Genomic DNA, 26,960 nt, shown 5'->3' with positions numbered 1-26,960 from the left:
CTAAGTAGCTTTATACTTATGTGTTGTAAGTTAAATGACTGACTAATTTAAGTAAGTTAGAGTAGTAGTTACTCTGATTGACATTGATATCAAGCTTTCCGAAATTGTTAAACAAAGTTTTTTGCCTGGCGGCAATAGCGATGTGGTACCACCTGATCCCATTCCGAACTCAGTAGTGAAACGCATTAGCGGCGATGGTAGTGTGGGGTTTCCCCATGTGAGAGTAGCACACCGCCAGGCTCCCAATTCAAGAAAAAGGCCACTCATACGAGTGGCCTTTTTTGCGTTTGAGGCATTAAAAATGCCTCGCCGATTTAGGCAAAACCAACCGCCTTTCCCCCACGTTTTGTGTATATGGCAATGGCGTGCCACTGCAATGGCCTGAACCCTACTGATGCTTTGTTCCCAACCACACTTCTAGCCTGCGTTGTTCACAGGGCAAAAATAACACTCTTTATTTGCTTAGGTTATGGGTGTCCTTATCTGAATGCAGCACGCTGCAGGCTTAAAAGGCAAGTAAAAGCGACGTTTAAAGGTGGCTTTTTTGCGTTTGATGTTCTAAATATCATATATAAAACAAATAGTTAATAGGTAAGGTTTCCGGAAGGTATCGGTTTGCACAATCTCGTACTATGGCTTTCTCTTTGGGGCGTTAGACGGGGTTAATAAGATGGCTGACAACAAACGTGAAGTGTTAAGTAAGGATGTGTTTCCAAATTACGGTGATGCAAATTTACCTAGAATGGTTAATTTTATAAATGAACCTGTATTGGTCTTGTCTTCTCGCGGACATATTGAAATTATCAATAATCATGGCGCCACTTTATTTGGTGCTCGGCGCGAAGAATTACTTGGCGAGAGCATTCTTATATATATCAGTGATACTTGCCTAACCTTGAAAAAACAGATTATCTCAAGTGCTAATTACGGCTGTGCGGTGGATCTGAGCACAGCCCCACAAGAGGTTAGATTGGTCAGAAAAGACGGTAGCAGTGTGGCTGTTGACTTATCTATCTCCTTATTAGAGAAAAGTACCGATAATAGTGACGCGCTTTATCTTTGTATTATTCACGATTTAACTGCCCACAAAGCGGAGTTTTCAGTGCTTAAAGAAAAAGCGACCACTGATCAACTAACCGGCCTTGCTAATCGGCATCATTTTGCCGAAATGCTAGATCAGCATTGGACTTCTGCAAATCGCGAATCCACGCCTTTAAGTCTCATCCTCTTGGATATTGATCATTTTAAGCAAGTTAATGATACCTTTGGTCATTTAGCTGGGGATAAGTGTTTAAAACGTATAGGCGAGACCATTAAACTCAGTTTACCCCATCGTGATGCGCTTGCTGCACGTTACGGGGGAGAAGAGTTCGCGCTAATTCTACCCCATTGCAACAGCCATACCGCCCATCTGTTGGCTATCAGGATTAAGCGACACATCGCCCAATTGACCTTTAAAGAATTATCCACGGGGTCTGTGCCGTTTTTAACCGTGAGTGTTGGCGTGGCTACTCAGGTTAATCAACGTTTTCAAAATGTGGCTTCTTTTCTTGATGCCGCCGATGTTCTACTGTATCGAGCGAAATCTCAGGGTAGAAATCAAATTTGTTTAGAATAATAACAAAGAAGCAAAGCGCAGCTTCTTTGTTAAACGGGGTCTATCACCGAATGACTGTTAGGACTTAGGGCGATTTAAGATCTGGGGATCAGGGCTGATATAGGTCTGTCGTCCCGGAATAGTAACCAGTTTAAGACAAATGTCTTCCTCATCGGTGTTGGCATCAATAATAATGAGGGTTTGACCATCTGCCGACAGGGTGTAGGAAAGATCGTGATCCGGGTCGCCGGAAATTTCAGGTTCAATAAATCGAAGATGATTACTGTCTTTGTTTAACGTATAGGTAATCACCGTATTTTTATTCTTTACAGAAAGCGGGCCATCGGTAGGGTTATCATCAGAATCATAGATGGTATATACCGGAGGGGATTTTTGCGTATTGACCGAAACCGTATAGTTATAAGTGCATAAAGCCATTTACTTCTCCTTGTTAAAGATACTGAAATAGGGCGGGACAGTGACGTCCTGGTCCGCTAACTGTACCAACATTTGTTGGCTTTTAGTTTGTTTACCTAAACACAGGGCTGCGAAGGTGTTGGCAATTAAATAGTTAGGATTGGCATTCAGTGTCATTTGCACCTCAGATACGCCGTCTAAGTCTCGGCAATATTGTTGCAGCTTTACTTCTTCACCCTCATGGTGACTTTGTCGTATCTGTAATACCAAGGTGCTAATTCGCTCGTTAGTCCTGCCATTGCCGCTATCTTGTGTTTCCTTGGTATGGTTTAACTCATTAAGTATGCGTTTACTTTTTGCCCATTGATTCTCATCTTGATAAAAAGCGGCAAGGGAGAGGTTCAGAGTGTGGGTGATATCTTCGGAAGACGTAACACGCTCAAGCTCATCTAAGGTTTTTCCATAGTCTACGGAATCTGAGGTATGGTTTGCATACAAGAGCGCTTTCATCAACGACACCGTGACCCTCGCATTATCGTTATTCCATGTACTGTTGTCTGCGTCTTGTTGGAGTAACGCCTTCACCGCTTTTTTAGCGCCCAGCAATAACGAAACGGTCTTTTCGTAGTTACCCCGCAAGGTTAAGTAGTCAGCAAGTCTCTCTAAAGTGTAAATGTAGGCTTCTATTACTGCGGCATTGGTGTTGTTTTTTTCGTAAAGGGAGCGCGCCCGTTGTTCTGCTAACTCAATATTGGCAATGGCATCGGATAACCTTCCTAGGTTAATTAGCGTGCTGGCAATCCACGAGTAAGTATCGTTTATATAGATTTCTGCTTGGGTCGTATCGTCTAAAAAGGCGAGATGATGTTTTTTGATTACCAGTGATTGTTTGAAGTAATCGAGGGCTTGTTCGTAGTTTTGCGCTTCGAATGCCACGCTGCCCAAGGTATTGTAGGCATAGGAAAGTTCTAGTTGCGCATCAGCGTTGTCTGGATACAAATCGACCATTTTATTACTTAGGGCGGTATAACGACTAAATGCCTGTTGGGCGGTGTCGAGATCCTGCTTGTCATAAGCAATTTGGCCTAACCAGAATGCATTGGCACCGGCGGCTTTTAATAATTCAAAATGATGAGGGGCTTCTTTTAACAATTGCGTTAGTCGTGTTTGGGCCTCTTCATAAAATTGTTTGGCCTCTTTGACATTATTCCGGTAATAGCGAACTTCGGCCATAGCTTGTAACGATAAAGCATGTTGGAAACGCAATTCAAAGCTAGGAGGAGGCAGTGAAGGGGAAAAAAAGCCCTGATCATTGTCCTGCTGGGATTGCTCGACGTATTTCAGTGCCTGTTTACTGATCCCCTCAAGTAAGTCCATACGTTTTACGCTACGAAGCTTATCGGCGAAATCGCCGATCATAAACCCCATTAAATTTTCTGCTTCTTTCCTTTTTCGCTCTGCCATCGACTGGGCTTGCTGACTGTTAATGAGCGCCACAAAGGCAAAGAGAGTCAAACACGTCAATGCGACCACAATGCCCCGCTTTAACCAGCCTTTTTGGTTCACGCTGCGTACAGAGGCGTCTATCAGGGCATGTTCATCATCAGTAAGGGGAATAATGACATCTTGGCGTAATTCGAGGGCTTCGACCAAAGGTTTGCCTCTTGATAGCAAGAAGGCTCGACTGCGATTATCCCCTACCCATTGCTGGGTTTGTAGGGCAAGTCGGTTTTTTATTGTGAGGGCTGATTGGTGTTGCTTTACCCAATCCTGCACCCTTTGCCAACGGCGTAGCAATGCCTCGTGAGTGACATTAAAACAGGCTTCTGATTGATGTAAATGAGACACAAAAAGGCGCTGCTCCACCATGTGTTGCACAAAGACTCTTTCATGGGGGGAACGCAAACTACGCCACTGTACCGAACGACTGGTTAATTGCTCATTACCGTAAGATAGGTTTATGAGTTTTGACATGATCGAAGCAAAGGCTTTTTGAACCGGGGCTTCTAGCGAAGCATAGAGGCTTTCTGCCTTTACGCCAATGGCACCTTCTACGCCACCTAAGGTGTTATAGGTACTTAGCTGTAGCGTATTGCCCTGTCGTTGCAAATACAGTTCTTGCAGTGTGTACTGTAGTAAAGGCAAGCCGTCGGGGTGGTTAACCGCATCCATGCATAAGCGGTCATCCAAGCCCACGCCCGTATGAGGATCTCTTTCCCAAAGCAAACCCGCAGCCGCCGCGGGTAAACGAATCATTTGACTCATTTCGATGGCAGAGGGAGGCAATAAATCAAAATGCCCACCTCGGTTTTTCAACTGAATAAGCGCAGGGTAATGGGATAGCAACGGATAGAAATCATTTCGACAGATAAGGTAAACCAACAAGGATGTCCCTGTGGATAAACAGTCGACGACGTGAAAAAATAATTCTTTTTCTGCCTGGCTGATGTGCTGATGAGAAAGCACGGCTTCCAGTCGATCAAAAATCAATATGCAGGCCGGAGCGGTGGCGTTAGGTGTCAGTAAATTTAACCGGGATTCAAAGTGTTCTCGTAACACTTCGGGTTCATCTTGTAGTTGTTTTGCTAACTGTTCGGCACTATAACCTTCAAAAATAGGTGTCTCGCTGATTTCCCAGTCGAGTAAAGCACCGGCCAGTTCTATAAATAGCTGGCAAGGTGAGACGTCTGCGCCATCGATACGGGTATCACTGATAACCTGTATGCCGTGATGACCATGACAATCTTTCAGGCGCGGAAGTAATCCGGCGTTAACCAGCGAGCTTTTGCCACTGCCGCTTGGACCTAAAATAACGGTGAGAAGTTGTCGCTGGGTCAGCTGTTTTTTTAAAAGGTGGATTAATGCATCGACAGCACTGGCTCTGCCATAGAACACATCGGCGTGTTGTTCACAAAACGCATGTAATCCGGGAAACGGCGAGCCCTGAGTCCAGCTTGCCCCCGCGGCTTTAGTTTGTTCATCGTAAATGAAGTCCACGTCCGCAATAATGCGGTATCCACGCTTACGGATGGTTTCTATATATTGAGGAGCGGTGGCCTTATCATTTAGCGCTCGGCGCAGCTGGGTAATGGCTTTATGAACAGGGTTGTCACCGACGTCGATATTTACCCAGCATTGGGAGATAATTTCATCGCTACTGACAACCTCGCCGTGTTGTTGGCAAAGTAAAAGCAAAACGTCCATCGCTCGGGGTTCGACCACACGTTTAACTTTCCCCTTCGTGACGCTGTTGTCAGAGGGATCGACCTGCCATTCGCCAATATGAAACTGCGCTGTATTCATCATCTACTAACGGAATCTTGTACTATCCCGTCAACCATTACGCTTATTGTTGTTAACAACAATACTCATTCATATTGGCTAGAAAGGCCAGCAATTTGATTAATTTAGCGAGCTTTGCTGATCTAAGTTTGTTCGTTGGAGGTGCGAGATTGAGATAATTGCATCCACTCCAACGAAAAGAAGGCCAGTAACATAGTGAGGGGCACTTGGTGGTGGGTAATAAAGTCTAGGTGATAAAATAGCAAACTCGCTACCCAAGCAAAACCTAGTAACCCCAAATGCTTATAAACAAAGCCCCATTTCTTTATATTGAAAAATAGTTTCCACTGCGTCATTGGCATTACCATGTTATTCAAATCTACGCCTTCACTTATAGCGAAATACTGGTATGGGTGGAATGACTGTGCGTTTGATTGCAGGGGGCTCGCGGCAAGTGGTTAAAATAACCCCAATTGCTGATTGTCGATGTCATCAAAATGTTGACCTATTGCAGCAAGAATACTGTCTGCGATTGGTTTAATTTGCTTATCAACGTAGTGTTCATAATTGTAAGGCACCGTTGCATGTTCAACGGTTTGGGGTCCTTGCATCGTCATGACGTACTGTACCGTTGTGCTATTTTGATAGCGGGGTGGCTTGCCTGCAGCTAGGTTCTGGGCATTGGCGTGTCGTGCCGCTTTGACGTGAGGAGGCTGGGTGCGAGTATAGCTGGAAAGGGGCTTTCTTAGTCGTCGGCTGTACACCAGCAAATCATCAGATTTCCCCTGTCGTAAGGTACGTAATTGTTCGACAATAAATTCGGTGACGGGCATCTCGTCAAAGATACGGGTGTAAAGTGCTTCTTGAAACTGTCGGGCCAGGGGAGTCCAATCGGAACGTACGTTTTCAAGACCTTTAAAAATGAGTTTTTTCTTGTTCCCCTTTACGGTGACCCCCGCATAGCGTTTTTTGCTGCCTTCTTCAGAACCGCGAATGGTTGGCATAAAAAAGCGATGGAAGTGGGTTTCAAATTCAATTTCTAGGTGACAGGGTAGGTTAAATTCCTGTTCAAGCTTGTGCTGCCAACGTTGGTTGATGGTGTTTTGTAAATCGTGACCAATGTCTTGCGCTTCTTTTTCATCACAGGCTTGGCCAATATGAACGAAGGTTGAATCGGTATCGCCGTATATAACTTCATAGCCTTTCTCTTCAATCCATTTCGCCGTGGTTTGCATGATCTCGTGGCCTCGTAAGGTAATGGAGCTGGCTAATCGAGGATCGTAAAACGGGCAGCCTGAACTGCCTAGCACGCCGTAAAATGAATTCATCAAAATTTTAATCGCTTGAGAGCGCGCCGTATCATGGGTACGTTTCGCTTCATCACGTTGGGCCCAAAGCCGGGTAATGATGGCTGGAAGAAAATGTTTATCCCTTGAAAAACAGGCGCCTTTAAATCCGCTAATGGCCTTATCGGGCGCTTTTAGTCCTTCTGCTAGACCCATAGGATCAATAAGAAAGGTGCGAATGATAGATGGATACAGACTTTTAAAGTCGAGCACGAGCACATTTTCGTACAAGCCTGGTTTCGAGGTCATTACGTATCCGCCTGGACTGGCTAAGCCGCCGGATTTTGGCCGTACCCCCGACACATATCCTGCCCGGTGCAGCTTGGGTAGATATACGTTTATAAACGCTGCGACAGAGCCCCCAGGACGGCTCATGTCTAATCCAGTAAGAGCACTGCGCAATACCAGAAAATCAATTAACTTTGTTTTAGCGGCGATGTCGTTAACTAAAATACAATCCTGTAGGTTGTATTGGATCAGTTTATCCGGTGTCTGTTTGTACAGTTGTTTGATTTCTTCAAGACGGTCGTCGCTTTGGATTAACTTCCTTTTACCGAGGAGTTCATGAGCCACATTATCGAGGGTAAAGCGCTCGAATTGATAGGTCATTGTTTTTAGCGCTTCGATACCATCAATTACACAGCGGCCAGGCACGTCAACGGCCACTTGGGTGCCATCATCCCACTTTCTTACATGCAACGCAGAGCCTGCGCGTCCGATTTTTAACTTGATATTGTTGCGCTCGGCCATGCGATACAAAACGGCCATATCAAACTGTTTTACATTCCAGCCTAGAATAATATCAGGGTCGAGATGAATGAGGGTTTGGCAAAACGTGAGCAGGGTTTGCTTTTCGTCTTTTAAGCATTGAAGGGTCAAGTTTTTAGGCGGCAGAATGTCTGACGATGTATGGGCGCAGTTAAGAAAGACGTAATTACCCTTGTCAGAGGCAATGGCAATAGAAAACAGATTTTCATGCTCATCACATTCAATATCAATGGAAGCACTTTTTAACTCTGGACGAAATTGGCAACCTTTTACATTGGCATCAACAATGGTGTGGTGATTGGGTGTCCCTTTATAACTTACTGCTCCGTAGGCAAACCGTTCCATAAGAAACCGATCCGCGGGTTTAATGTCAGCTTCAAATAAAACAATGTTTTCTGCCTCAGCATAACGCCTTAACTGATGCTGAGTCATTTCATTTTCGCTGCGCAGTAAGATCACCGGTTCATGGTCGAGGGTTTGAAAGGCCCTATCTTCTATTTGTATGGCTAACTGGTGACGTTTAATGAGGGTATAAAGGGAAGCGCTATGAGTTTTGGCGGCGAAGCACACGCTAGATTGCTCGTTAGAGTGTACACATACCGCGCCTTGGGGAGTAGCCAGCCAAAGTTCGATGATGTCTTTATTTTGTCGTCTCAGCGTGCGCCGGCTTAATATTAACCCTTGTCCCTGAGGCGGAAGGTGGGGGGCGCTATTAGGGGTCATCAGTTATGCACTAAGTTGGGCAACTTTAATAAAGTTCCGACCATTTCGTTTAGTGTGGTATAAGGCACCATCCGCTTGTGCTATGACCTGGGTAATATCATCACAGTACTCTGCAGCGACCAACCCCACCGAAATCGTAATATTCAACTCTTGATTGTTAAGGGTGTCACCCATGGTAGTGAGTAAGCTGGAGAAGCGATGTAGCATTTCTTTGGCCTCTTTCACGCTAGTATTAGGAAACATAAACAAAAACTCTTCGCCGCCGATGCGGCCTAGGATGTCTGTTTGACGGAAGTGTTTTTGCGCCAAAGCGCCAAAGAGTTGTAGCACTTTATCACCCGTTTGATGGCCAAAATTATCATTAATTTGTTTAAAATGATCTAAATCTATAATGGCACTGGCCAGCGGTGTTTTATGCCGAATCGCCAGTTGAAATTGCTGTTCAGCATCTTCCATGGCTTTTCTACGGGTAAGTAAACCGGTGAGGTTGTCGCTATTTGCCAATTGTTCTAACCGTTTTTGATGGCGTTTAGTATTAATAAATAACCAAAATAACAATGCCGTCACCAACAACAATAAAGCAATGAGTAAGATGGTGAAATGTTTGATTTTTTGTTGGTTGTTAATTTGATTCTGCTGGCGTAAGTTTTGCTCTTCTAGCAGGGCATTCTTTGTTTGTTGTTGTTGTAATTCAAACCGAGTTTGAAGTTCGAGTAAGCGCTTAGAGTTTACTTCTTTATGCCAGCGCAAGCGGTTTTTCCTATTTTGAGCCAATGCTTCATAAGCTGACTGATAGTCGTTTAACATCACAAAGGCTTGTGCGCGAATATCGTTAATTGCGATACGCTGAGAAAGAAAAGAGTCACCGTCAATCAGGGCATCGGCTTGGGCGAGAAAATCCAACCCTTTGTTAGGGGAATTCATGGCCAGGGCAATGGTCGCTTTTTCCCCTAGCACTTTGATTTGCATAAATGGGTTTTCGGCCTGGGTAAAAAGCGCAAGGGCGTCATCAAGAAAAGAGCCGGCTTTTTCAAACATCGCCTTATTGATCAGTACCGATGCAATGGCTTCATAACTATACGCCGCACCTTGTAAATCTTGTATCTCTAGGGCTAAGTCCGCCGATTCTAGAAATAACGAAAGGCCATCGTTAATCTCATCTAACAGTATATAGTTTTTACCTAACCCAAATAACGTGTTGGCCAATTCAAGGGTTACGTCATTGTCTCGGTAGTACTTTTCAGCTTCGGTGTAATAGGAGATAGCGTGGGCGGGTTCTTGTCGATATTCGTAAACCAGCGCCAGCATTGCGGCAAAATCACTTTGTTGGAACATAGACTCTGCATTGTGATGACGTTGGTACCCCTGCTGAAAATAGCGTAAGGCTTCGGCAAAGTTATTGAGGGTAATATTCAGATAACCATTGACGCTTAGCCCATAGTCCATTAGGTCGTCGTCGCCGTGTTGCAATGCCCACGTTAAGGATATTTGGGCTTGTTTAAGCGCATCCTCAGCGTTGCCTACGCCATCCATGGCTTCGGCATAGGCCAGTGTTAGGTAGTGATATAAGGGGGTGTTTGTGTCACTGACAAGCGCTAGCCCGCCTAAAGCAGATTGACGGGCTTTCTCATGTAAAATTAACGCGCTATAGGCGCGGCTTTCAATATAAAAGCGAATGGCTTTAGATTTGGGTGACTGCTCAGAAGGGGCCTGAGCCAGCGAGTCTAAAACACGTTGTGGGTTCACGCGAATGTCTTTAAGTAAAAGTGCATCGTTGGCATGCCAAGGTGCAGATTGAACAGAAAAGCACATAAGCAAAAAGCTGAAGGTGAAACACCGCAGCCGAAAACAAAATAACCTTACGCTTTGCGCCATTAAATGTCCTACGAGGCATGGTTGCACAGATTGTGCAGAATAATAGCCTGTAGCTCATTCTTATATCAAATACTTACGTCTCAGGTACTGGTTCGATTAACGGTAAAATAACTTCAAACACGGTACCTTTGCCAAGATTGCTGCTTACGGTTATGCGTCCTTGGTGTTTTTCAATAGCGGTGTATGCCACCGATAGTCCTAATCCTTGCCCTAAACCTTCCGGTTTAGTGGTAAAGAAAGGATCAAATATTTTCTTAACGTGCTGGTTTTCTATCCCACTTCCGTTATCAATAACCTTTATCGATGTGGACACCGCGCTTTGCCTTAGTTCAATTTTAACAAAGCCTTTACCCTCGATAGCTTGAGCCGCATTAAGGGCGATGTTCATCACGGCTTGCTTCAGGCTGCCTGGCTCGCAGTAAAGGTTGATAACATCAGGGTGGCTGGTCACCTTAAATACCGGAGTTTTGTATTGCACACTGATCAACTGGATCATTTGATCTAGTGTGTCGTTAAGATTAATGCTTTGCCAACCGCCGGTATCTTCTAAAGCAAACTTTTTAAGGTTTTCGACAATATCCCTGACCCTATCTAAACCTTCTCGGGATTCATCAATAAGAGGAGGCATATCGTCTTTTAGTAAGTCGTAGTGATAGTCATCAAGCAATTGTTCAACAGGGATGGGGGGAGCTTCTTGATGTGCCAAAATACGGTTGTGCAGGGCATCACAAAGGCCAATGAGGTGCTCACCATATTCCCGTAAGGTGTCTAAATTTGCCGTGACGAAGCCAATGGGGTTATTGATTTCATGGGCAATGCCTGCCGCTAACTGCCCGGTAGAAGCCATTTTCTCAGCCTGAATTAATTGGCTTTGTGCGCTATCGAGCTTTTTGATTAGTGCCAGTTGCTCTTCGTGCTCTTTCTTTAAGGCGGCGGCTAGTTCTTGCTGAGCAAGGTAATAGCTGGCTTGGGCGGTGACATCTTGTAAGAAAATGCAGGCTAGCTTGCCGTGTTCTGGTGACGAAATCGGCACGATTTCCATATTCTGAAACATCTGTGTTTCTTCCCCCGTAATCGGGCGACTACTTTTAAAAGGAAAAATATGGGGCCGTTGTTGCCAATAACTGAAGCTAGGGTGTTGTAAAACAAAAACAGATTTTATTCTGCGCTTAAGAAACTTTGCTTGTTCGGGAAACAATGTGGTTACGGGGGTACTGATGTAGTCTTGCGCCGGTTGGGAGGGCATTCGATCAAGAAAAAAGTGGTTGAGAAAGATGACCTGGTAGGCTTCATTGACGATGCAGATCCCTACCGGTAATTTGCCAACTAACTGCTCAAACATTAGCTTAGCAGTTCATCTAATGTTTCGGTTAACTTGATCAGTGATGGACGGTCTAAACAGAACACCACGCGCATGGAAAAAGACGAAAGTTCAATGTCAAACTGTACTTCCATAACAAGACTGTGTTGCCAGTTTAAGTCGACAAAGGAGGCCTTGTTAGGAGAAAATAACGTCGGCATATTTAAATTTGTCACCAGTTCCAGTTGGCTAGATAAGCCAGCGAGACAAGCTCCTGCTAAAATATTCGACAACTCTAAAATGGTTTCTTCTGTATCGGCCTGACTTAAGGGGGCCTCATACTCCAACAAGCTCGCGACTTCGGTCAGCCCATGGTGAGACACCACCGACATGACTTCCCCTTGAATATCCCCTAGAAATGATTGACGGGTGTAGAAGCCGTCATTGCTCTGCTTAATCATGGTAAAGAGTTCTGAAGGGGTCACCGACGATATCTTAGGAATGGATATGCCGATTTGGGTTTCAATAAGGTGTGCCAAGGAATTTGCCGCTTGCCCCATGGAAATATTCATTAGTTCCTGTAAGGCATCTCTTTGGTCTTCGCTAAGGGTGATCACCGAGTTCATAAGTACCCCAGTTCAAACAGTGTCATGGCCAGTTCTTCGCTATCTAACGGCTTTCTAATAAATTTACGCGCCCCTAGGTCCATCACTAATCGTTGTTTTTCAGGCTGAAAGTCTGCACTGATGACGATAACGTCTAACGAGATATCCGATTGTGATAAAAACTCTAACACGCCAATACCATCAATTTCGGGCATAGTGAGATCTAAAAGCAGCAACTTGCATTCATTGTGCTTTAAGTGTTCGATAGCTTCCTTACCGTTACTGGCTTCGGTAATGGTGAACTCGATTTCAGGCGGAAGGGCCTTTACAACACAGCGTCTTGAAAGACGCGAGTCGTCAGCTACTAGTAGCGGTACTGCCATGCTAATCTCCAAACAATGTGGGAGTGTAAAAGTTATCTTTTTTGCACTCTGTTTACGGCCTAGCTACCGAGTGCGACTCCCTAAAATGATAATAACCGGGCTGCGATACGAAGATAAGTATAGATGAGCATGCTCTTCTTTGTTTTATCTTTTAGTCGCATTTGTCCTTGGTTATTTACGTTAAAGTCGACTGCCGGCCTGCATTTTTTGCAGCTGTGACACCATGGATTGAGCAATATTCTCCAGCGGCAGTACTTTCGTGGCTGCCCCCAATGCAATGGCGGCTTTAGGCATTCCAAATACCACACAGGTGTTTTCGTTTTGACATAATGTATAGGCGCCCAAATTTTTCAGGCTCAATAGGCCTTCGGCACCATCTTTACCCATACCAGTTAATAAACAAGCCACCACATTATTGCCTGCGGTTTGTGCCAGCGAGTGGAACATTACATCTACTGAGGGGCGGTGACCGCTTACGCGTTCACCGTCATTAAGTTGAATTCGATAGTCGGCACCACTACGTACTATCAGCATATGCCTGTCGCCCGGCGCAAGATAGCCATGTCCTGGTAACAGCCGTTCGTTGCCTTTGGCTTCCACGATTTTCAGTTTGCTACAGGCATTTAGCCGCTGGGCAAACGTGCTGGTATAGCCAGGTGGCATGTGCTGGGTGATCACAGTGGCCGGTGCATTTGCCGGTAGCGATTGCACAATACTTTTAATGGCTTCGGTGCCACCGGTAGACGCCCCGATGGCTATGATTTTTTCAGTGCCTGAATAGTTGAGGTTGGAGGTGACCTGAGTAGGCTGGCTTTGAGGTTGTCGTACTTTAGATCTCGCTGCGGTTCGTATTTTGGTTAGTATCAAATGGCGATAGTCTTCTATTCCTTGCACAACCCCAAGTTTAGGTTTAGGAATAAAATCCACTGCGCCAAGTTCTAAGGAGCGCATGGTGGCATCAGCCCCTGATTCTGTCAGCGTTGAAATCATAATGACGGGGGTAGGACGGGCCTTCATTAACACACCAAGAAAACGTAAGCCGTCTACTTTAGGCATTTCAATATCGAGGGTGATGACATCCGGAGAAAAATCCTGCACCATTTTTTTTGCAACATAAGCATCAGGCGCGGCGCCCACCAGTGTCATGTCAGGTTCATGGTTGATGATTTCACCAAGCAAGCTGCGAATTAATGCAGAGTCGTCTACAACAAGTACTTTTATAGTCATGGCTTACCTATTTAAAAAAATTCAATGTTTTCTTCTTCTCGTGATTGTCGTAGCCGCATGCGAAATGCACTTTCCCTGTCCATAATTGTGGAGTTGTTATACTGTTTTATACGCTTCACTAACACTTGCCCTGTCTCTGGGAAAAAATAAATTTTTCTTGCCTCATCGCCGAGTACATCGCTGGCAATAACGGGTATAGATTCTTGTCTTAAGTAACGGGCAAGAAAATCCGCATTGAGACGGCCTTCGTTGATTGCCGATAGCCCGGACACCACATTACCCCCTCCAAAAATTTTAGCTTGTAGGTGGCGTTTGTCTGCCCCCTGTTTCATCATTTCATCGATGAGTTGCTCAACGGTATTCATGCCGAAACGCGCTGCTTCACCGAAGGGATCGTCGTAATGGACATGAGAGGGGAGCAAAAAGTTATTTATACCGGCAATTTTATTTTTTACATCGATCAAACAGGCAGACACGCAAGTTCCGATCACACTTACCAGCATGGTGTCCTTGTCGGTTACACAATACTCTCCGGGCAATACTTTTATTGCCTGTTGAACAAATCGAGGGTCGTAGTAAACATTGGCATCGATTGCCTTCCCGTTAACAAAGCGGTTAGCCATAACATTGTACTTCTCGGTTTGGTCGGTAAAGGGTTTTTCCCACGGGTGTCACTAACTCAGGGTTCTTATTGTAGTTTTCAGAGTGTCCGGCCACATACATACCGTTGTCGGGCATTAATGCGACCATTCTTTTTAAAATGGTAAGCTGGGTTTGTTTATCAAAGTAGATCATCACATTGCGGCAAAATATAATGTCCACAGGCCCGCTTAATGGCCAATTCGGTTCCATGAGATTAATGCGACGAAAGCTCACGTTTTTGGCCAATTCCGGTACGATTCGCACCTGGTCTTTATAGGTGCCTTTTCCGCGGTGAAAAAAGCACCGCTTATGCTCTGAAGAAAGCTTTTCAATAGCCTCGCGCCGATAAATCCCCTGTTTGGCTGTGCGCAGTACCTCACTGTCAATATCTGAGGCAATGATGGTAACGGGGTTATCAAAGCAACCAAAAACTTCTGCCACGGTCATGGCAATGGAATAGGCTTCCTCTCCGGTGCTACTTGCTGCACACCAAATGGTTTTGCTCCCCGGGTTGCGACGTAAATAGGTCGCTAGCGTATCAAAATGATGAGGTTCACGAAAAAAGGATGTGAGGTTAGTGGTAAGGGCATTAATGAAATACTCATCTTCATCCGGGGTGGCGTTTAGATAAGAAAGGTAATGGCTAAATTTATGCAAAGACAATGCGCGCAATCGCGGTGTCAGCCGGCTATACACAAGAGTATCCTTGCTGTCGATAAGCCGGATCCCCGATTTGAGGTACAGGGCGTGTCTTATTTGCTCAAAATCATCGGGTTCGTAGACGAACTCCTGTTGATCGTGCCTAGCCATGTACCTGGCTCTGTGTCATGAGGCCGCTTCCTCAGTAGTGGCTGGCGAACACAAGTCTGCAACGGCGTCTGCATCTAAAATCATGGCGACTTGCCCGTCCCCCATAATAGTGGCGCCGGAAATCCCCGGTACTTTACGGTAATGTTGTTCTAAACTCTTAATCACTACTTGTTGTTGCCCTAGCAGGGAATCGACCTGTACGGCGAAGCGACGCTTTCCGCTTTCCATCAAAACGACAATTCCTTTAGATGGATGGGTGATGGCATTGTCTATATGCATGGTTTTATGCACGGCCAACAATGGCCAATATTGATCGCGGATCCAAAGTAAATGGTCATTACCTATTAACTTGATTTGTTCAGAGGTTGGCTGCAAAGACTCCACAATATTCACTAGTGGGATCACAAAGGTTTGATCACCTACGGCGGCACAGATACCGTCAACAATGGCTAAGGTTAGGGGTAAATGTATGTGAAAAGCTGAACCTAGTCCTTTATGGGATTCAATATCGATACGCCCACCGATGGCTTCGATATTTCGCCTGACCACATCCATGCCTACGCCACGGCCAGAAACGTCGGTGACTTCTGCCGCGGTGGAAAAGCCGGCTTGGAAAATCAATTGCCATACTTCGCTGTCTGGCATGTCCGGTGAAACAGCTAACCCATTTTCCTCTGCTTTACTTAAAATACGTTCTCTGCTTAGCCCTGCGCCGTCATCAATGATACTGATTAAGATAGTGCTACCTTTTTGTGCTGCCCGTAAGGTAACCGTGCCTTTTTCATTTTTACCTGCAGCTCGACGGGCCTCGGTGGTTTCGATTCCATGATCAATACTGTTTCTAACAAGGTGAGTGAGTGGGTCGGCAAGCTTTTCAATCATGCTCTTATCGATTTCCGTCGCACCGCCTTCAATGAGTAATTCCACTTTCTTACCTAGCTTGGTAGAAAGATCGCGAACCACTCGAGGAAAGCGGTTAAAGGTCATGTTCACAGGCAACATGCGCATGGACATGGCGGACTCTTGAATCTCTCGGGTATTGCGTTGCAATTCGGCGATGGCCGATTGTAACTTTTGTCCTACCGCGCCGGTTACTTCATCACCAATCATTGCCAGCATCGATTGGGTGATCACCAACTCTCCGACTAAATTGACCATAGCATCAATTTTTGCGGTATCTACACGTATAGACGATGCCTCTTTATTCCCACTTGCCGGTTTACTTTTAACGTTTGCTGGCTGCTTAGGTACACCTTTTTGCGCCGCGCGGGCATCTTCGGTAACCTCTTTTAGCGGCTTATAAAACCCATAACCGTCTTTGTCTTCTTTAGACAGAGGCTTAGGTTGGGGCGAATCAAAAAAGCCGAACCCTTGTAGTTCTTCACTCTTTGGCTGGTTTTCAGATGGGGCAGCTAACGCTGCATCATGGGTTTGTTGGCTGTTATCAGTCGGCTGCTCAGCGTGGATTTCGGTATCACCAGTAACGGTGGCGTCATCGTCGTCATCAAAAAAGCCAAAACCGTCTATCTCTTCATTGTTGTCATCATCGTCATCAAAGAAACCAAACCCTTCAATGGACTCTTCGCTAGGGCTGCCTTGATTCGGTGTTGCGCCAGCGTGTTGGTCACTGTTTGCCAGCGCCTTTTCCAAAGCGGCAGATCCAGCTTCAATATCTTGCTCGGGTAACGGCGTATCGGAACGGTATGCATCCAGAATAATTTTTAGCAGATCAACGGTTTCTAAGAACAAATCGACCGTAGGAACATCAAGGGATATGGTTTGATTGCGCGCTTTGTCGAGCAAATTCTCCATAATATGGGTTAACCCCATGAGGGCATCAAAACCAAATATGCCGCTGCCGCCTTTAATGGAGTGGGCCGCTCTGAAAATACTATTTAGCTCTTCAAGATCAGGGTTTTCGACATCTAACGCCATAAGCAGTCGTTCCATGTCATCCAGGTGTTCCTGACTTTCGTCAAAAAACACGGCGTGGAATTGTTCTATATCGATGGACATGTGACTGCCTCCTAAAATAACTAACCGAGGACTTTGCCAACAACCGCAAGCAGTTTAGCTGGATCGAAGGGCTTGACCATCCAGCCCGTAGCGCCAGCGGCTTTGCCTTTGGCTTTCATATCGTTACCGGCTTCGGTTGTCAGTACAATAATGGGAGTTCGGGCATAAGCGGTCATACCGCGAAGATTTTTGATAAGCGTAAGCCCATCCATCCGTGGCATGTTCTGATCAGTGAGCACAAAATCAAAACGCTTAAACTTGCATTGATCCAGTGCATCCTGACCGTCAACCGCAGTTGTAACAGGATAACTGGCGGACTTTAATGTGACTTCCACCATCTGTCTTATTGATGGTGAATCATCAACGATAAGGATGTTCTTGCTCATAGTACTCCCGGCTTTATTCTCAAATTGGCCTTAGTGAAGGCGTTGGTTAGTTAATTCGTTTACTTAAGGTTGGTGTGCAAAGGCGCTTAAAAAAACTCGACTTCTCCTGCATCTACACTACTGGCCGACACCGGGTTATGGTCTACATTGGCCCGTTGTTTCATGTTATTTTGAAACCTATTAAAATTGTCTTTTATGCGCGCGGTCTCGCCCTGACCCATTAGAGGCAATTGTTCGTTGACGAATCGCAGCATTTCCTGCGTATAGGTAAGGTTCTGGCCATTAATATCGCCAAATTGCATGCCTCGGATAGCCGCACTAATGGCGCTGTCTAGCTGAGTGGAAATGCCTTCCAATTCTGTGGTGGTTTGTGCATCGCTTTCTGCTTTAACAATGATTTGATCGAGCTCACCCTGAATATCTCGTTTAGCTTCAATGATGTAACTTGTATCTTGGGCGGCAAGAGTTCTTACATCTTGAGTAAGCTCATCGATTTGAACGCCAATGTTTTCCATCTGCTTTTTGATTACGCCACTAAATTGAGTGGAGCGATTAGAGAGGGCCCTTACTTCGTCAGCAACCACGGCAAAGCCTCGTCCGGCCTCACCGGCACGAGCGGCTTCAATGGCGGCATTTAGCGCCAACAAATTAGTTTGAGAAGAGATATCATCTATGTCGCCCAATGCTTTAAGCACTGTGGGCATGGTGTCATAAATACGATTGACCTTTTCTAAAATCGTGGTGGTTCCTTGCGAAATCACTTCCGTGGATGACAAAAATTTATCGAGAGATTTTTCTGTTTCATCGGCAAACTTACGCATTCTGTTGGAGTACATTTCTCCGCTATCGGCATCGGCGTGAATTAATAAGGTAATACAATTATTTTGTTCACCTACAAGCCGTTGCAGGTTCATAAAGGCGTCGCTTAAGGTCGTTACCGCATCATTTTGGGTGTTAAAAATATCTGACATGTTTTGTTCACAGTCGTCGAGTACCGTGGTCATGTTGAGGGAAATATCAGACCAATCCTCATCCATGCTGGAGGGCGTGAATTCAGTGGCATCGCGAGCGTCAATAGGGGCTGAAGTTACTGGCGCTGGCGCGTCATTGAGGCGAGCAGATAAAAAGGTGCCAACGAATGTAATAAGTATAGCTGGATATACTAAACCCGCATACAGTAAGCCGATACCCACCGCCAAGCTGATGAGCGCCGCGACATAGGCCAATAGAGGGGTACTTCTTAAGCCTGCTACAAAAGACACGTTATTATTCATTTTTCGTTCCGCAAGTGTTACTGCCTATGGCGATTTAGAAAACCCCGCCGGAGGGAATTCCATTGAATAATGGGACACACCTACCCACATTCACGCTATTTGAGATTGGATATTTTAGTTATAGACAAGAATTTCAGTAATGAAAGGAAAGGGAACAAAAAATTAATACAAGTATGACAAGTCGTGTTTGTCACTTAGTCATTAGTTGGATTTATGTGACAAATTGGGGCAGGGAGAAGGGCTTCAAGGAACAGAAGCCCTGTGTTTCATGTTAAATTTACGCCATCTTGTACATGGCTTCCAATGCCTTAGGCATGGCGTCGACGTACATTTTTACATGTTCAATACGGCCTGTGCTCACCCGTGACCACGGTGTGTAGCTACGATATTGTCCGCGGATAAGTACACTTTGTTCTTCCATGGCGGCACGAAAAGCATTGGCACTGCCATTTTCGCCGAGATTGACAAACACGAAGTTAGTGCTAGACGGAATGGCGGTTAAACCGTTCGCTTTTACCGCTTCCATGATCATGCCTTTTGCCTCAGTCACTTTGTCCCGAGAAAAATCTTTAAAAGCTTCATCGTTATAGCTAGCAATAGCGGCAGCAAGACCTGCTTGGTTTAATGAGTAGCCGCCAAGACCATAACGATTAATAAATTCGATATTTTCTTCTGAGCCTAGCATGTACCCAACACGCATACCGGCTAGACCATAAATTTTAGAGAAGGTACGTGCCACAATGATATTGTGACCTTCTTTGATCAGCGGGATCATGGAATGTTTTGGTCCATCTTGGATTAGCTCATTGTAAGCTTCATCCACCAAGACCAAGGTTTTCTTCGATGCCTTAATACAAAATTCACGTAATTTTGCGGTATCAAGAATTTTACCCGTGGGGTTATTCGGGTTACAAATATGGACCATGGCCACATTATCGTCGATGGCGTTGTACATGGCGTCGAGATCAATATCCAGACCGGCAGTATTGGGGACGCGTTTGATTTCTGGCCCACCTTGACTAATTGGCGCTTTTGACGTGGTATCCCAGAATAAATCTGGGCCTAGGATCACACCCTTGCTGGTGGCAGCAAAAGCAGCAAACGCAAGAATAAGGCTAGATCCGGCGGTAACGGAAATATTCTTCGGGGACAAACTGTATTTTTCGGCGATCATGTCCGTAAGATACATGCCCGCTTCATAAGCGTAGTATGCGCCGCCGGTAGAAGAGGCATGAGCAATGGCTTTAAGCGCTGCTGGGCTAGGGCCATAAGGGTTTTCATTGGCGTTTAGTTTGGCCACACTGGCTTTGGGTCCATACATAACCTCTGGAGTTGCCATTGCTGGGCCAGCCGCGAAACTGGCAGGGGTGATAATACCCGATGCACTGGCGGCAGTAGCGGCTAAACTTCCACCTAAAAATGTTCTTCTGGACGGGTTATAAGTCATTATTTTTTCCTGTTTTTATCGAAGATGATGAATTACATGGCTTTGTAGAACATGCCAAGGGACACGATGACAAGATAAATACCAAATAATCGCTTAAGCATTTTTTCGCTGAAGCTGTGGGCCATATTTGCCCCGATTGGCGCTGTCATAATAGAGCCAATACTGATGGCTACTAGGGCAGGCAGATTAACGTAACCTACGGTTCCAAAAGGAAGAGCCGCTTCCTCTGAATGACGCATGAGTAAGAAGCCCAACGCGCCGGGTAGACCGATTAAAAAACCAACTCCTGCGGCGGTGGCCACAGCTTGCTGGATAGAGCGTTTACACATAACCATGGTGATTACAGTGGGTGTTCCTCCACCAATGCCGAGTAATGCGGAAAAACCACCAAGCACAAAAGCCAGCGAGGCACGACCTATACCTTTAGGCATGGAGAAGTAGACGCCGGGACGTACCACTAAATCGGGAAATAAGAAATAAATTGAGTAGACAAGGACGCCGGCAGCAAAAACGATTTTCAGCCCGCCAGCACTGGTGTTTTCAGCAATTAATAAACCACCAATAACACCCAGTACAATCCAGATAGACCAAGATTTTAGTACTTCAAAATCCACCGCCCCTTTGGCTTTGTGCGCAATCACCGATCGTAAACTTGAAACGACAATAGAGGCGAGGGATGTACCAATCGCAACTTTAACAATTTCGTCCGAATCGGGGACGAAAAATGGGAAGACAATAGACAGTGCGGGAACCACGACAAAGCCACCGCCATTTCCAAACAGGCCTGAGGTTATGCCAGCAATTGCACCTGCTGCGCACAACGTTAGAACAAACCAGACCAACTCAATTTCCATAGTTGCAGAACTCCACATATTAACATTTCGGACGTACGCAATGACTGCGCAAATTAATGTCGACTCGAAGGCCGACGATACTTGTTATCCTTAACCTCAGTTGTTCTTCCTAGAAGGTGAAAACCAGCTTGGTGCAGTAGTGCACCTCCCTAGATCACAAGGCTCAGCAACGTAGAGCTCGCCACAACAACTGTCTCCTAACTCGGATAATTATCAGGGGAATTGTTGAACCGGTTCCGCGCTCCTGCACTCAATGGAAGGCTACCGGTAATAGGTTAAGCGCCTCCTAAATCAAAGAAAGAATTCTTGGCCGAATTCTTCTGTGTCCACCAATGGATTGTCATTGGTATTTTTGAGTGACTACAGGGTTGCTAAGCAACATCAACGCCCAAAAATGGGCCATGGCAGCACCATAAAAAGGCATACTTCCAAAGAAGCCTTGCGCGAAGCCTTTACTACCAAGTGCGTAGAGATTAAAAAAATATAGCTATATCTTGGAAGAAAAAAGAATATATAGGGGTATAAGAAAAATGTTTAGGGGGCACAAAAAATACTAATAATCATATAGTAATGAAATTTTTCTTTGTGAAGATGATTTTTGTGCTCACGACTGCGTAACATTTGATTTACATGCTTGCTGGTTATATTTTGTCTAATGTGGAATGTAAATTGCTTTCAAAATAGAGAGTTACACTTTGACAGATAGTCAAAAATTATTGCTAATAAAAAGTACAAAAAAGCACCGCAACGACAGAAAAGTACATTCGTCAATCATCAAGAGAAGGGGTGACATGAACTCTAAGCAACTACAATACTTCCTCGTCACTTTGCAGAAAGGAAGTATCGCAGCAGCTTCGCGGGAGCTTGATATAGCCCAGCCGGCCATCAGTCAACAACTTGGAAACCTAGAGAGAGAAATGGGTACACCGCTATTTGAACGCAGTTTCAAAGGTGTCACACTCACTAGTGCGGGAACCATATTCGCCACACATGCCCGTCGTTTAGTGGATGAAATCAACGCCGCTAAAGTGGATATTCAGCAACTGATTTTAGAACAATCCGGAAACGTGCGTGTAGGCATGTTGCCTTCCATTGGTAACGTCCTATCTATGACACTGATTTCGGAAGTGAAGCAAGCTGGCAATAAACTTAAAATGGATATCAGTACCGGCCCATCCTATACCGTACGCGGTTGGTTGGAAAACAATGATATTGATATTGCGATTACTTACGAACAAGACGTTGATTCGTTGGCAATGCTGTGTGAGCCTCTTATTGAAGAGTATATGTATTTGGTTATTGGTACCCATCCCCAGTCTGGGGTCTACCGACAACTAAAAGATCGCACAAGCATTAATTTCTGGGAACTCAGTCAATTTGATTTGTTAACGCCTGGCCCTCGGGATGCCCTTGGAAAGCTTATCACTCATTATGAAAATGTTACTGGGGTTGCGCTTAAACATAATAATGCGTATTCCGGGCAGCTTATGACGGGACTTAGACAGCTATTACAAAGCGACAGTGCCATGATTTTACCTTCTTCAGCCATATTTCATCTTGAAGAAAGCGGGCTGGTGAAAGCGTTAAAAATAGAACAACCTGAAATGCGTCGGCAAGTGTTGATGGCCACCAATCGAAGCAAGGCGATGACAGACGCGTGTATAAAAATGCAGGATGTTATCCGCCGAGCTACCCATCAAGAACAAGCGCTTGATCACTGGCGCGGAAAAATGCAATTTACCCATCCTAATGCGGTATGTGCATAATCCGAATCGAAGGTGCTTATGGCAGCGCAATGTCTACCAGTACAGGTAAGTGATCTGATAGGGTTTTTGTTTGGCTATTTTTAAGCTTTTTCACACGCTTGACTTGGATATCTGAGGATGTCCAAACTCTATCTAGTGAAAACAGCGGAAATCGACTAGGAAAGGTTGCGCCCACTTTGTGCTGAGCCAACACCTTGTCGATGCTGCGAAACGCATGGGTGAAAAATTGCCATTCGTTAAAGTCGCCACCAAGTAAAATCGGAGCGGAAGCGTGCTGTTGGATCTCGCCGATGTAGTCGTGAAGCTGAGCAAACTGGGAGCGTCGCTCTCTTTTTTTCAACCCTTTGTGGGTGTTGATTACCGTTAATGGGCCACGCGGCGTGGCCACCTCAACGGTTTGAATATTTCGCGGTTCCACGCCTTGGTAGCTTACATCTAGGGTACGATTACTTATTATGGGGTAACGACTGAGTACCGCATTGCCATACCAGCCCCATTTGGTAAAAACCGCAGGAGAGGCAACTAGCTCAAAGACCTTACCTGCACAGATATTATTGATGTCGGTCTGGGTATCTCTGATATCAGAACGGGTATCCATCTCTTGAAGCAAGACAATATCGGCGTTCTGCGCCGCTAAATAGTTCCCAATACGGCGATAGTCATGCTTCTTGTCTTGGCCTACACCACTATGGATGTTGTACGTAATTATGCGACACATTCATCTGCCTTCGTCTTTTTTGCTTGTTTACGTGCTTGATAGCGTTTTGCTATTTTCTGTGAACCCCAAATCATTAATCCCCACAGAATAATACCGCCCACTAAATAGGAAATGGTTTCTGGTGATGGGTTGCGAAAAATTTGAGTGATTGAGTCGCCCACTAACCCTTTGGCAATCATTGGCGGAAACATGCCAAGGAAGGTTCCGATGAGAAATTGTAAGATGCCGATGGAGGAGATCCCCGCCACTAGATTAACCAAACTAAAAGGCGCAATGGGTAACATTCGAATGGCGGCGACCCCAACAATGCCACTCGATTTCAGTTTATTGTCCACCGCTTCTACTTTCGGGCCACCTATTTTACGTAATCCCGCGTTGCCTCCCAGTTTGCCAATGGCAAACATACAGGCAGAGCTTAACAGCGCGCCAAGGATGCCATAGAGGGGCCCCCAAATAGGACCGAAAATGGCAGACACCGCTAAAGACATCACGGTGACGGGGAAGAAAAAGAAGCCACCTACCACGTAAACCAATAACACCGTGGGGAGGGCAAAATAGGTACCTCTGCTTTCCTCTAAAAAGGCATTGATGTTGTCGGTGGATAACCATGGAATAAAATGGCTGGCGGTTAACAATAGTGCAGCGAAAACCGCCACAGTGAGTACCCCGATGCCTATCATGATTGTCCGTCGACGTGGATTTCTTATTGGCATAATGCTTCCTCCGGGAGTGGGTAACGGGGGAATAAGGGGTTCTTCAGGATCTGAGAGAGACGAGAAAAAGTTTTTACCCGAGGCTTGATCGGTGAATATCTCATCGCGCAATTGGGTTAACACATAACCGTGGGCCAGTTGACCTTCCATCAAGGCTCGCGCCGGCTGCTTTTCCCTCATCAATGATGAAACCGCCTCAAGGGTACGGTTGCTATGTTCTGCCAGTAGGTCATTTCTTACTTTTGCTATGTGGTTACGGTTGTGCTCGGTATTCCCGTGCAAGACCATATCGATTTCCGTGTCTAAAGACATAGAACGGTTACTGATGTTTGATGAGCCAATGACTAAGTATTTGTCGTCAATTGTCATGACTTTGGAATGGATACGCTTAGATGCGTGACGGCCAAATTCGTCGGTAATAGAAGAATATGACATCACGACGCGATCATCACTGATCCCTTCCATCAGAATTTTTTTAAACCCTATTCGCCCAGCCCAAAATGCCTCACATTCAAATTTACCCTTTGGTTCATAGGAACTGACAATAATGACATTAAGTTCCGGCTTTTGTTTTAAGCGTCGGTTTAAGGCTTCGGCAATCTCGTTGCGGGAGGTAAACTGGTTTTCAATATAAATAACCCGTTCTGCTTGGCTAATAAGGTCAAGCAACATATGACGAACCTCTTGCACAGGTTCCACTTCGTCCATAAAAGGGATCGTGCGTGCCAATGCACACTCTGCTTGCTTAAACCAAGGTTCAAAACTATCAGGCCAGGCCTCGGGAAGGGGATCATCAATGGCATTTTTTGCCGTTTCACGAATGGTCACCGGATTATCTTCCGCCACCCGCAACCAACGCCAGCGTACCAGTTCGCTGAAACGCTGTACCACCGGACCAGCGGACACGATTTGTACGTCATGCAAGGGCGAGTAGCTGCCATCAGGACCTTCGCGTTCAGCGCTTTCTACGGGATGATCCCGGGTGTCCCACCGGTTGGTGGAAATGTCCATACCACCGGAAAATACCAATTCGTCATCAATGACCACTATTTTCTGGTGCTGACTGCCTCCCATCGGGATGGTGTCATCAAGTTCGGTGCGGACGTTATCGGGTGTCTTTTCATCCCACACTTCTTTTGCCCACATTTCCCGCTGGGCAAAAAACGCCAAGGAGGAGTCCCAGCGTAATAAGTAGATTTTGATATCTGGGTTTTGCTCTGCTTTCCATGCCAACAAATCACTGACAACTGAGGGCGCGTCAGACTGAGCTTCATCTTTACCACGGAGCAAACGAATGCGGCTGTCTATGTCCCAGCCGACAATAAATATGCTGTGTTTTGCTTTTATAATGGCTTGATGCAGGGCCAAATAATAATTTGCGCAATCAATTAATGGAGTGGCGTAACTTGCCTCACTGGTTACCCAGCAGTTTTCTCCTTCCTTAAATATCGAGCCAGATGCTGACATTGTTCCTCCTCATGCCAACCCCACAATGAGATCAGTAAATAGTCTTGGTCTTACCATCACTTACCGCTGCAGGAATTATTCCACAGAAAAAAAACCAATGAGAAACTCTGTAAGGCATTGAAATTAAGGGGGTTGATGGGTGTTTCTGATAAGCTAGTAACAGCCGATGAAAAGGAACTGGGGAAAGTTTGCGGTGTGATGTGTAGAAATTTCCGAGTGGGATGGGGGATGTTTTACTCGGGGAGAGTAAGCGAATGTATCCGTATCTCGTTGAACGAATCGGCGGGCATGGCCACTGACCAGCGATGGTTACCGAACAACCCCGAGCTTAAGCTAACGCCGTGCTTGGATAACACTTCCGCTACCGGAAGAGGGAGCATTTGAGTTAGCGGTAAAGATAGGGCTTTGGCGAGGGCTTCTTTTGCTGTCCACCGTAAATAAAACAGGTCACTCTCGTCACTGCATTCGGATTCATGAAAGACACCGCTTAAGTCGGCGAAATTTTGCCGTGGTTTTTGCAACTCGACATCCACACCAATATGAAACCGATTAGGATCATAAATACAAAAGGCTAAAAGACCGTGGCTATGGGAGAGACTAATGGCTGTATCAGGTAGGGTTGTGCAAACTAAAAAGTGCTTCTCTAACTTTAGCGTACTGGTGCTAGCTTGGTGCTGTGTCATGCCCAACTGCTTTTTTATTAGCGCCCGACTGAAAATAAATTCCGTTCGTTTATTCGGATGTCGACGCTGTAAACCTTGCTCATGTTCTTGGGGGGAAAGCCAATTCATTAAGTTCGCCTGCTCCTGTTGCCTTGGGTAGGCAAAAACAAATAAGGGCAATATAGGTGGAGAGGGAGAAACGTAAAGTAACACTGTTCGTTAATCTGCCAATGAATTAAACTTGAGGGTCATATTATATTGAGGAAACGAAAAATGTTAAGGAAGCTATTTTTTCTTTTTTCTGTTGTTGCGCTAACGGCGTGTATGACAGGGCAGCCACTGTATAACGCTGATGATGTGAAATTCTATCAACCACTGACCAGCGAAAAGGCAAAGCAGGCAATTGAACAAGCCCTAAATTATAAGCGCTGGCGTGTGGTGAGTGCTGATGCCCAAGAAGTCATTGGTGAAATATACGTGCGTAGCCATTATGCAAAAATACGTATACCTTATTCGACTAATGGTTTCTCTATTCGTTATGTCGATAGCAAAAACTTAGACTACGACGGCGATGATAATGAAATTCATCGAAACTATAACAAATGGATTGCATTTTTAGAGGCTGAAATATTGAGATATGCCTCGATGGCTGACTGAGCCAATGGGCGTTTATTTTAAGGCT

General features: G+C 45.4%; 22 protein-coding genes and 1 rRNA gene. 4 read left to right on the top strand and 19 right to left on the bottom strand.

Going from position 1 to position 26,960, the window contains the following annotated elements; all coding sequences use genetic code 11:
* Positions 1 to 124 precede the first annotated feature (124 nt).
* Positions 125 to 240, top strand: a 5S ribosomal RNA gene (gene rrf, locus KO501_RS15780).
* Between the two features lie 430 nt (positions 241 to 670).
* Positions 671 to 1,618, top strand: coding sequence for a sensor domain-containing diguanylate cyclase (locus tag KO501_RS15775; protein ID WP_216030613.1), 948 nt, complete (start codon positions 671 to 673; stop codon positions 1,616 to 1,618).
* Between the two features lie 57 nt (positions 1,619 to 1,675).
* On the opposite strand, the gene KO501_RS15770 is transcribed toward KO501_RS15775, so the two are convergent.
* The 16 genes from KO501_RS15770 to KO501_RS15695 all read right to left on the bottom strand — a co-directional run bounded on the left by KO501_RS15770 (position 1,676) and on the right by KO501_RS15695 (position 20,952).
* Positions 1,676 to 2,035 carry a DP-EP family protein gene (locus tag KO501_RS15770; RefSeq protein WP_216030612.1) on the bottom strand — a complete coding sequence of 120 codons (360 nt, stop codon included), beginning with the start codon at positions 2,033 to 2,035 and terminating at the stop codon, positions 1,676 to 1,678.
* Positions 2,036 to 5,320 (bottom strand): winged helix-turn-helix domain-containing protein, encoded by a 3,285-nt coding sequence (locus KO501_RS15765; RefSeq protein WP_216030611.1) that lies wholly within the window; start codon positions 5,318 to 5,320, stop codon positions 2,036 to 2,038. It lies immediately after the preceding gene.
* Positions 5,321 to 5,439: 119 nt separating this feature from the next.
* Positions 5,440 to 5,652, bottom strand: a complete 213-nt coding sequence (locus tag KO501_RS15760) for a hypothetical protein (protein WP_216030610.1) — start codon at positions 5,650 to 5,652, stop codon at positions 5,440 to 5,442.
* A gap of 102 nt (positions 5,653 to 5,754) precedes the next feature.
* Positions 5,755 to 8,133, bottom strand: a complete 2,379-nt coding sequence (locus tag KO501_RS15755) for a DNA polymerase II (protein ID WP_216030609.1) — start codon at positions 8,131 to 8,133, stop codon at positions 5,755 to 5,757.
* A gap of 3 nt (positions 8,134 to 8,136) precedes the next feature.
* Positions 8,137 to 9,945, bottom strand: a complete 1,809-nt coding sequence (locus tag KO501_RS15750) for a GGDEF domain-containing protein (RefSeq protein WP_216030608.1) — start codon at positions 9,943 to 9,945, stop codon at positions 8,137 to 8,139.
* 136 nt (positions 9,946 to 10,081) lie between these two features.
* The gene (locus KO501_RS15745; RefSeq protein WP_216030607.1) at positions 10,082 to 11,350 is read right to left on the bottom strand and encodes an ATP-binding protein; all 1,269 of its coding nucleotides are present in this window, start codon (positions 11,348 to 11,350) and stop codon (positions 10,082 to 10,084) included.
* Positions 11,350 to 11,934 carry a chemotaxis protein CheC gene (locus tag KO501_RS15740; protein ID WP_216030606.1) on the bottom strand — a complete coding sequence of 195 codons (585 nt, stop codon included), beginning with the start codon at positions 11,932 to 11,934 and terminating at the stop codon, positions 11,350 to 11,352. Before KO501_RS15740 ends, KO501_RS15745 begins: the two co-directional genes overlap by 1 nt.
* Positions 11,931 to 12,296 (bottom strand): response regulator, encoded by a 366-nt coding sequence (locus KO501_RS15735; RefSeq protein WP_216030605.1) that lies wholly within the window; start codon positions 12,294 to 12,296, stop codon positions 11,931 to 11,933. The genes KO501_RS15740 and KO501_RS15735 overlap by 4 nt, the downstream gene beginning before the upstream one ends.
* Before the next feature lie 180 nt (positions 12,297 to 12,476).
* Positions 12,477 to 13,523 (bottom strand): chemotaxis response regulator protein-glutamate methylesterase, encoded by a 1,047-nt coding sequence (locus KO501_RS15730; RefSeq protein WP_216030604.1) that lies wholly within the window; start codon positions 13,521 to 13,523, stop codon positions 12,477 to 12,479.
* An 11-nt stretch (positions 13,524 to 13,534) separates the two neighbouring features.
* The gene (locus KO501_RS15725; protein WP_216030603.1) at positions 13,535 to 14,146 is read right to left on the bottom strand and encodes a chemoreceptor glutamine deamidase CheD; all 612 of its coding nucleotides are present in this window, start codon (positions 14,144 to 14,146) and stop codon (positions 13,535 to 13,537) included.
* Complete coding sequence (locus KO501_RS15720) at positions 14,139 to 14,975, bottom strand: CheR family methyltransferase (protein WP_216030602.1); 837 nt, start codon at positions 14,973 to 14,975, stop codon at positions 14,139 to 14,141. Before KO501_RS15720 ends, KO501_RS15725 begins: the two co-directional genes overlap by 8 nt.
* A gap of 15 nt (positions 14,976 to 14,990) precedes the next feature.
* Positions 14,991 to 16,991, bottom strand: a complete 2,001-nt coding sequence (locus tag KO501_RS15715) for a chemotaxis protein CheA (RefSeq protein WP_216030601.1) — start codon at positions 16,989 to 16,991, stop codon at positions 14,991 to 14,993.
* A 20-nt stretch (positions 16,992 to 17,011) separates the two neighbouring features.
* Positions 17,012 to 17,377, bottom strand: coding sequence for a response regulator (locus KO501_RS15710; protein WP_216030600.1), 366 nt, complete (start codon positions 17,375 to 17,377; stop codon positions 17,012 to 17,014).
* Between the two features lie 86 nt (positions 17,378 to 17,463).
* Complete coding sequence (locus KO501_RS18510) at positions 17,464 to 18,651, bottom strand: methyl-accepting chemotaxis protein (protein WP_216030599.1); 1,188 nt, start codon at positions 18,649 to 18,651, stop codon at positions 17,464 to 17,466.
* A gap of 277 nt (positions 18,652 to 18,928) precedes the next feature.
* Positions 18,929 to 20,098 carry a histidinol-phosphate transaminase gene (locus KO501_RS15700; RefSeq protein WP_216030598.1) on the bottom strand — a complete coding sequence of 390 codons (1,170 nt, stop codon included), beginning with the start codon at positions 20,096 to 20,098 and terminating at the stop codon, positions 18,929 to 18,931.
* Positions 20,099 to 20,130: 32 nt separating this feature from the next.
* Positions 20,131 to 20,952 (bottom strand): sulfite exporter TauE/SafE family protein, encoded by an 822-nt coding sequence (locus tag KO501_RS15695; RefSeq protein WP_216030597.1) that lies wholly within the window; start codon positions 20,950 to 20,952, stop codon positions 20,131 to 20,133.
* Between the two features lie 791 nt (positions 20,953 to 21,743).
* Between KO501_RS15695 and KO501_RS15690 the strand changes: the two genes are divergently transcribed.
* A complete protein-coding gene (locus KO501_RS15690; protein WP_216030596.1) occupies positions 21,744 to 22,718 on the top strand; it encodes a LysR family transcriptional regulator in 975 nt (324 codons plus the stop codon).
* A gap of 16 nt (positions 22,719 to 22,734) precedes the next feature.
* Here the strand turns inward: KO501_RS15690 and KO501_RS15685 are convergent, their stop codons facing one another.
* The 3 genes from KO501_RS15685 to KO501_RS15675 form a co-directional block, all read right to left on the bottom strand.
* Positions 22,735 to 23,436 carry an endonuclease/exonuclease/phosphatase family protein gene (locus tag KO501_RS15685; protein ID WP_216030595.1) on the bottom strand — a complete coding sequence of 234 codons (702 nt, stop codon included), beginning with the start codon at positions 23,434 to 23,436 and terminating at the stop codon, positions 22,735 to 22,737.
* A complete protein-coding gene (locus tag KO501_RS15680) occupies positions 23,424 to 25,616 on the bottom strand; it encodes a VTT domain-containing protein (RefSeq protein WP_216030594.1) in 2,193 nt (730 codons plus the stop codon). Before KO501_RS15680 ends, KO501_RS15685 begins: the two co-directional genes overlap by 13 nt.
* 233 nt (positions 25,617 to 25,849) lie before the next feature.
* The gene (locus tag KO501_RS15675; protein ID WP_216030593.1) at positions 25,850 to 26,407 is read right to left on the bottom strand and encodes a 4'-phosphopantetheinyl transferase superfamily protein; all 558 of its coding nucleotides are present in this window, start codon (positions 26,405 to 26,407) and stop codon (positions 25,850 to 25,852) included.
* A gap of 144 nt (positions 26,408 to 26,551) precedes the next feature.
* Here KO501_RS15675 and KO501_RS15670 point away from each other — a divergent pair, with 144 nt between their 5' ends.
* On the top strand, positions 26,552 to 26,935 hold the full coding sequence (locus tag KO501_RS15670) for a hypothetical protein (RefSeq protein ID WP_216030592.1): 384 nt from the start codon (positions 26,552 to 26,554) through the stop codon (positions 26,933 to 26,935).
* Positions 26,936 to 26,960: the final 25 nt, after the last annotated feature.

Origin of the sequence: Alteromonas sp. C1M14 (assembly GCF_018860965.1) — a bacterium.
In the GTDB taxonomy this organism is placed as follows: Bacteria; Pseudomonadota; Gammaproteobacteria; order Enterobacterales; family Alteromonadaceae; genus Alteromonas.
The sequence above is the reverse complement of the archived record's forward strand: the minus strand, read 5'-3'. Positions and strand labels throughout refer to the sequence as shown.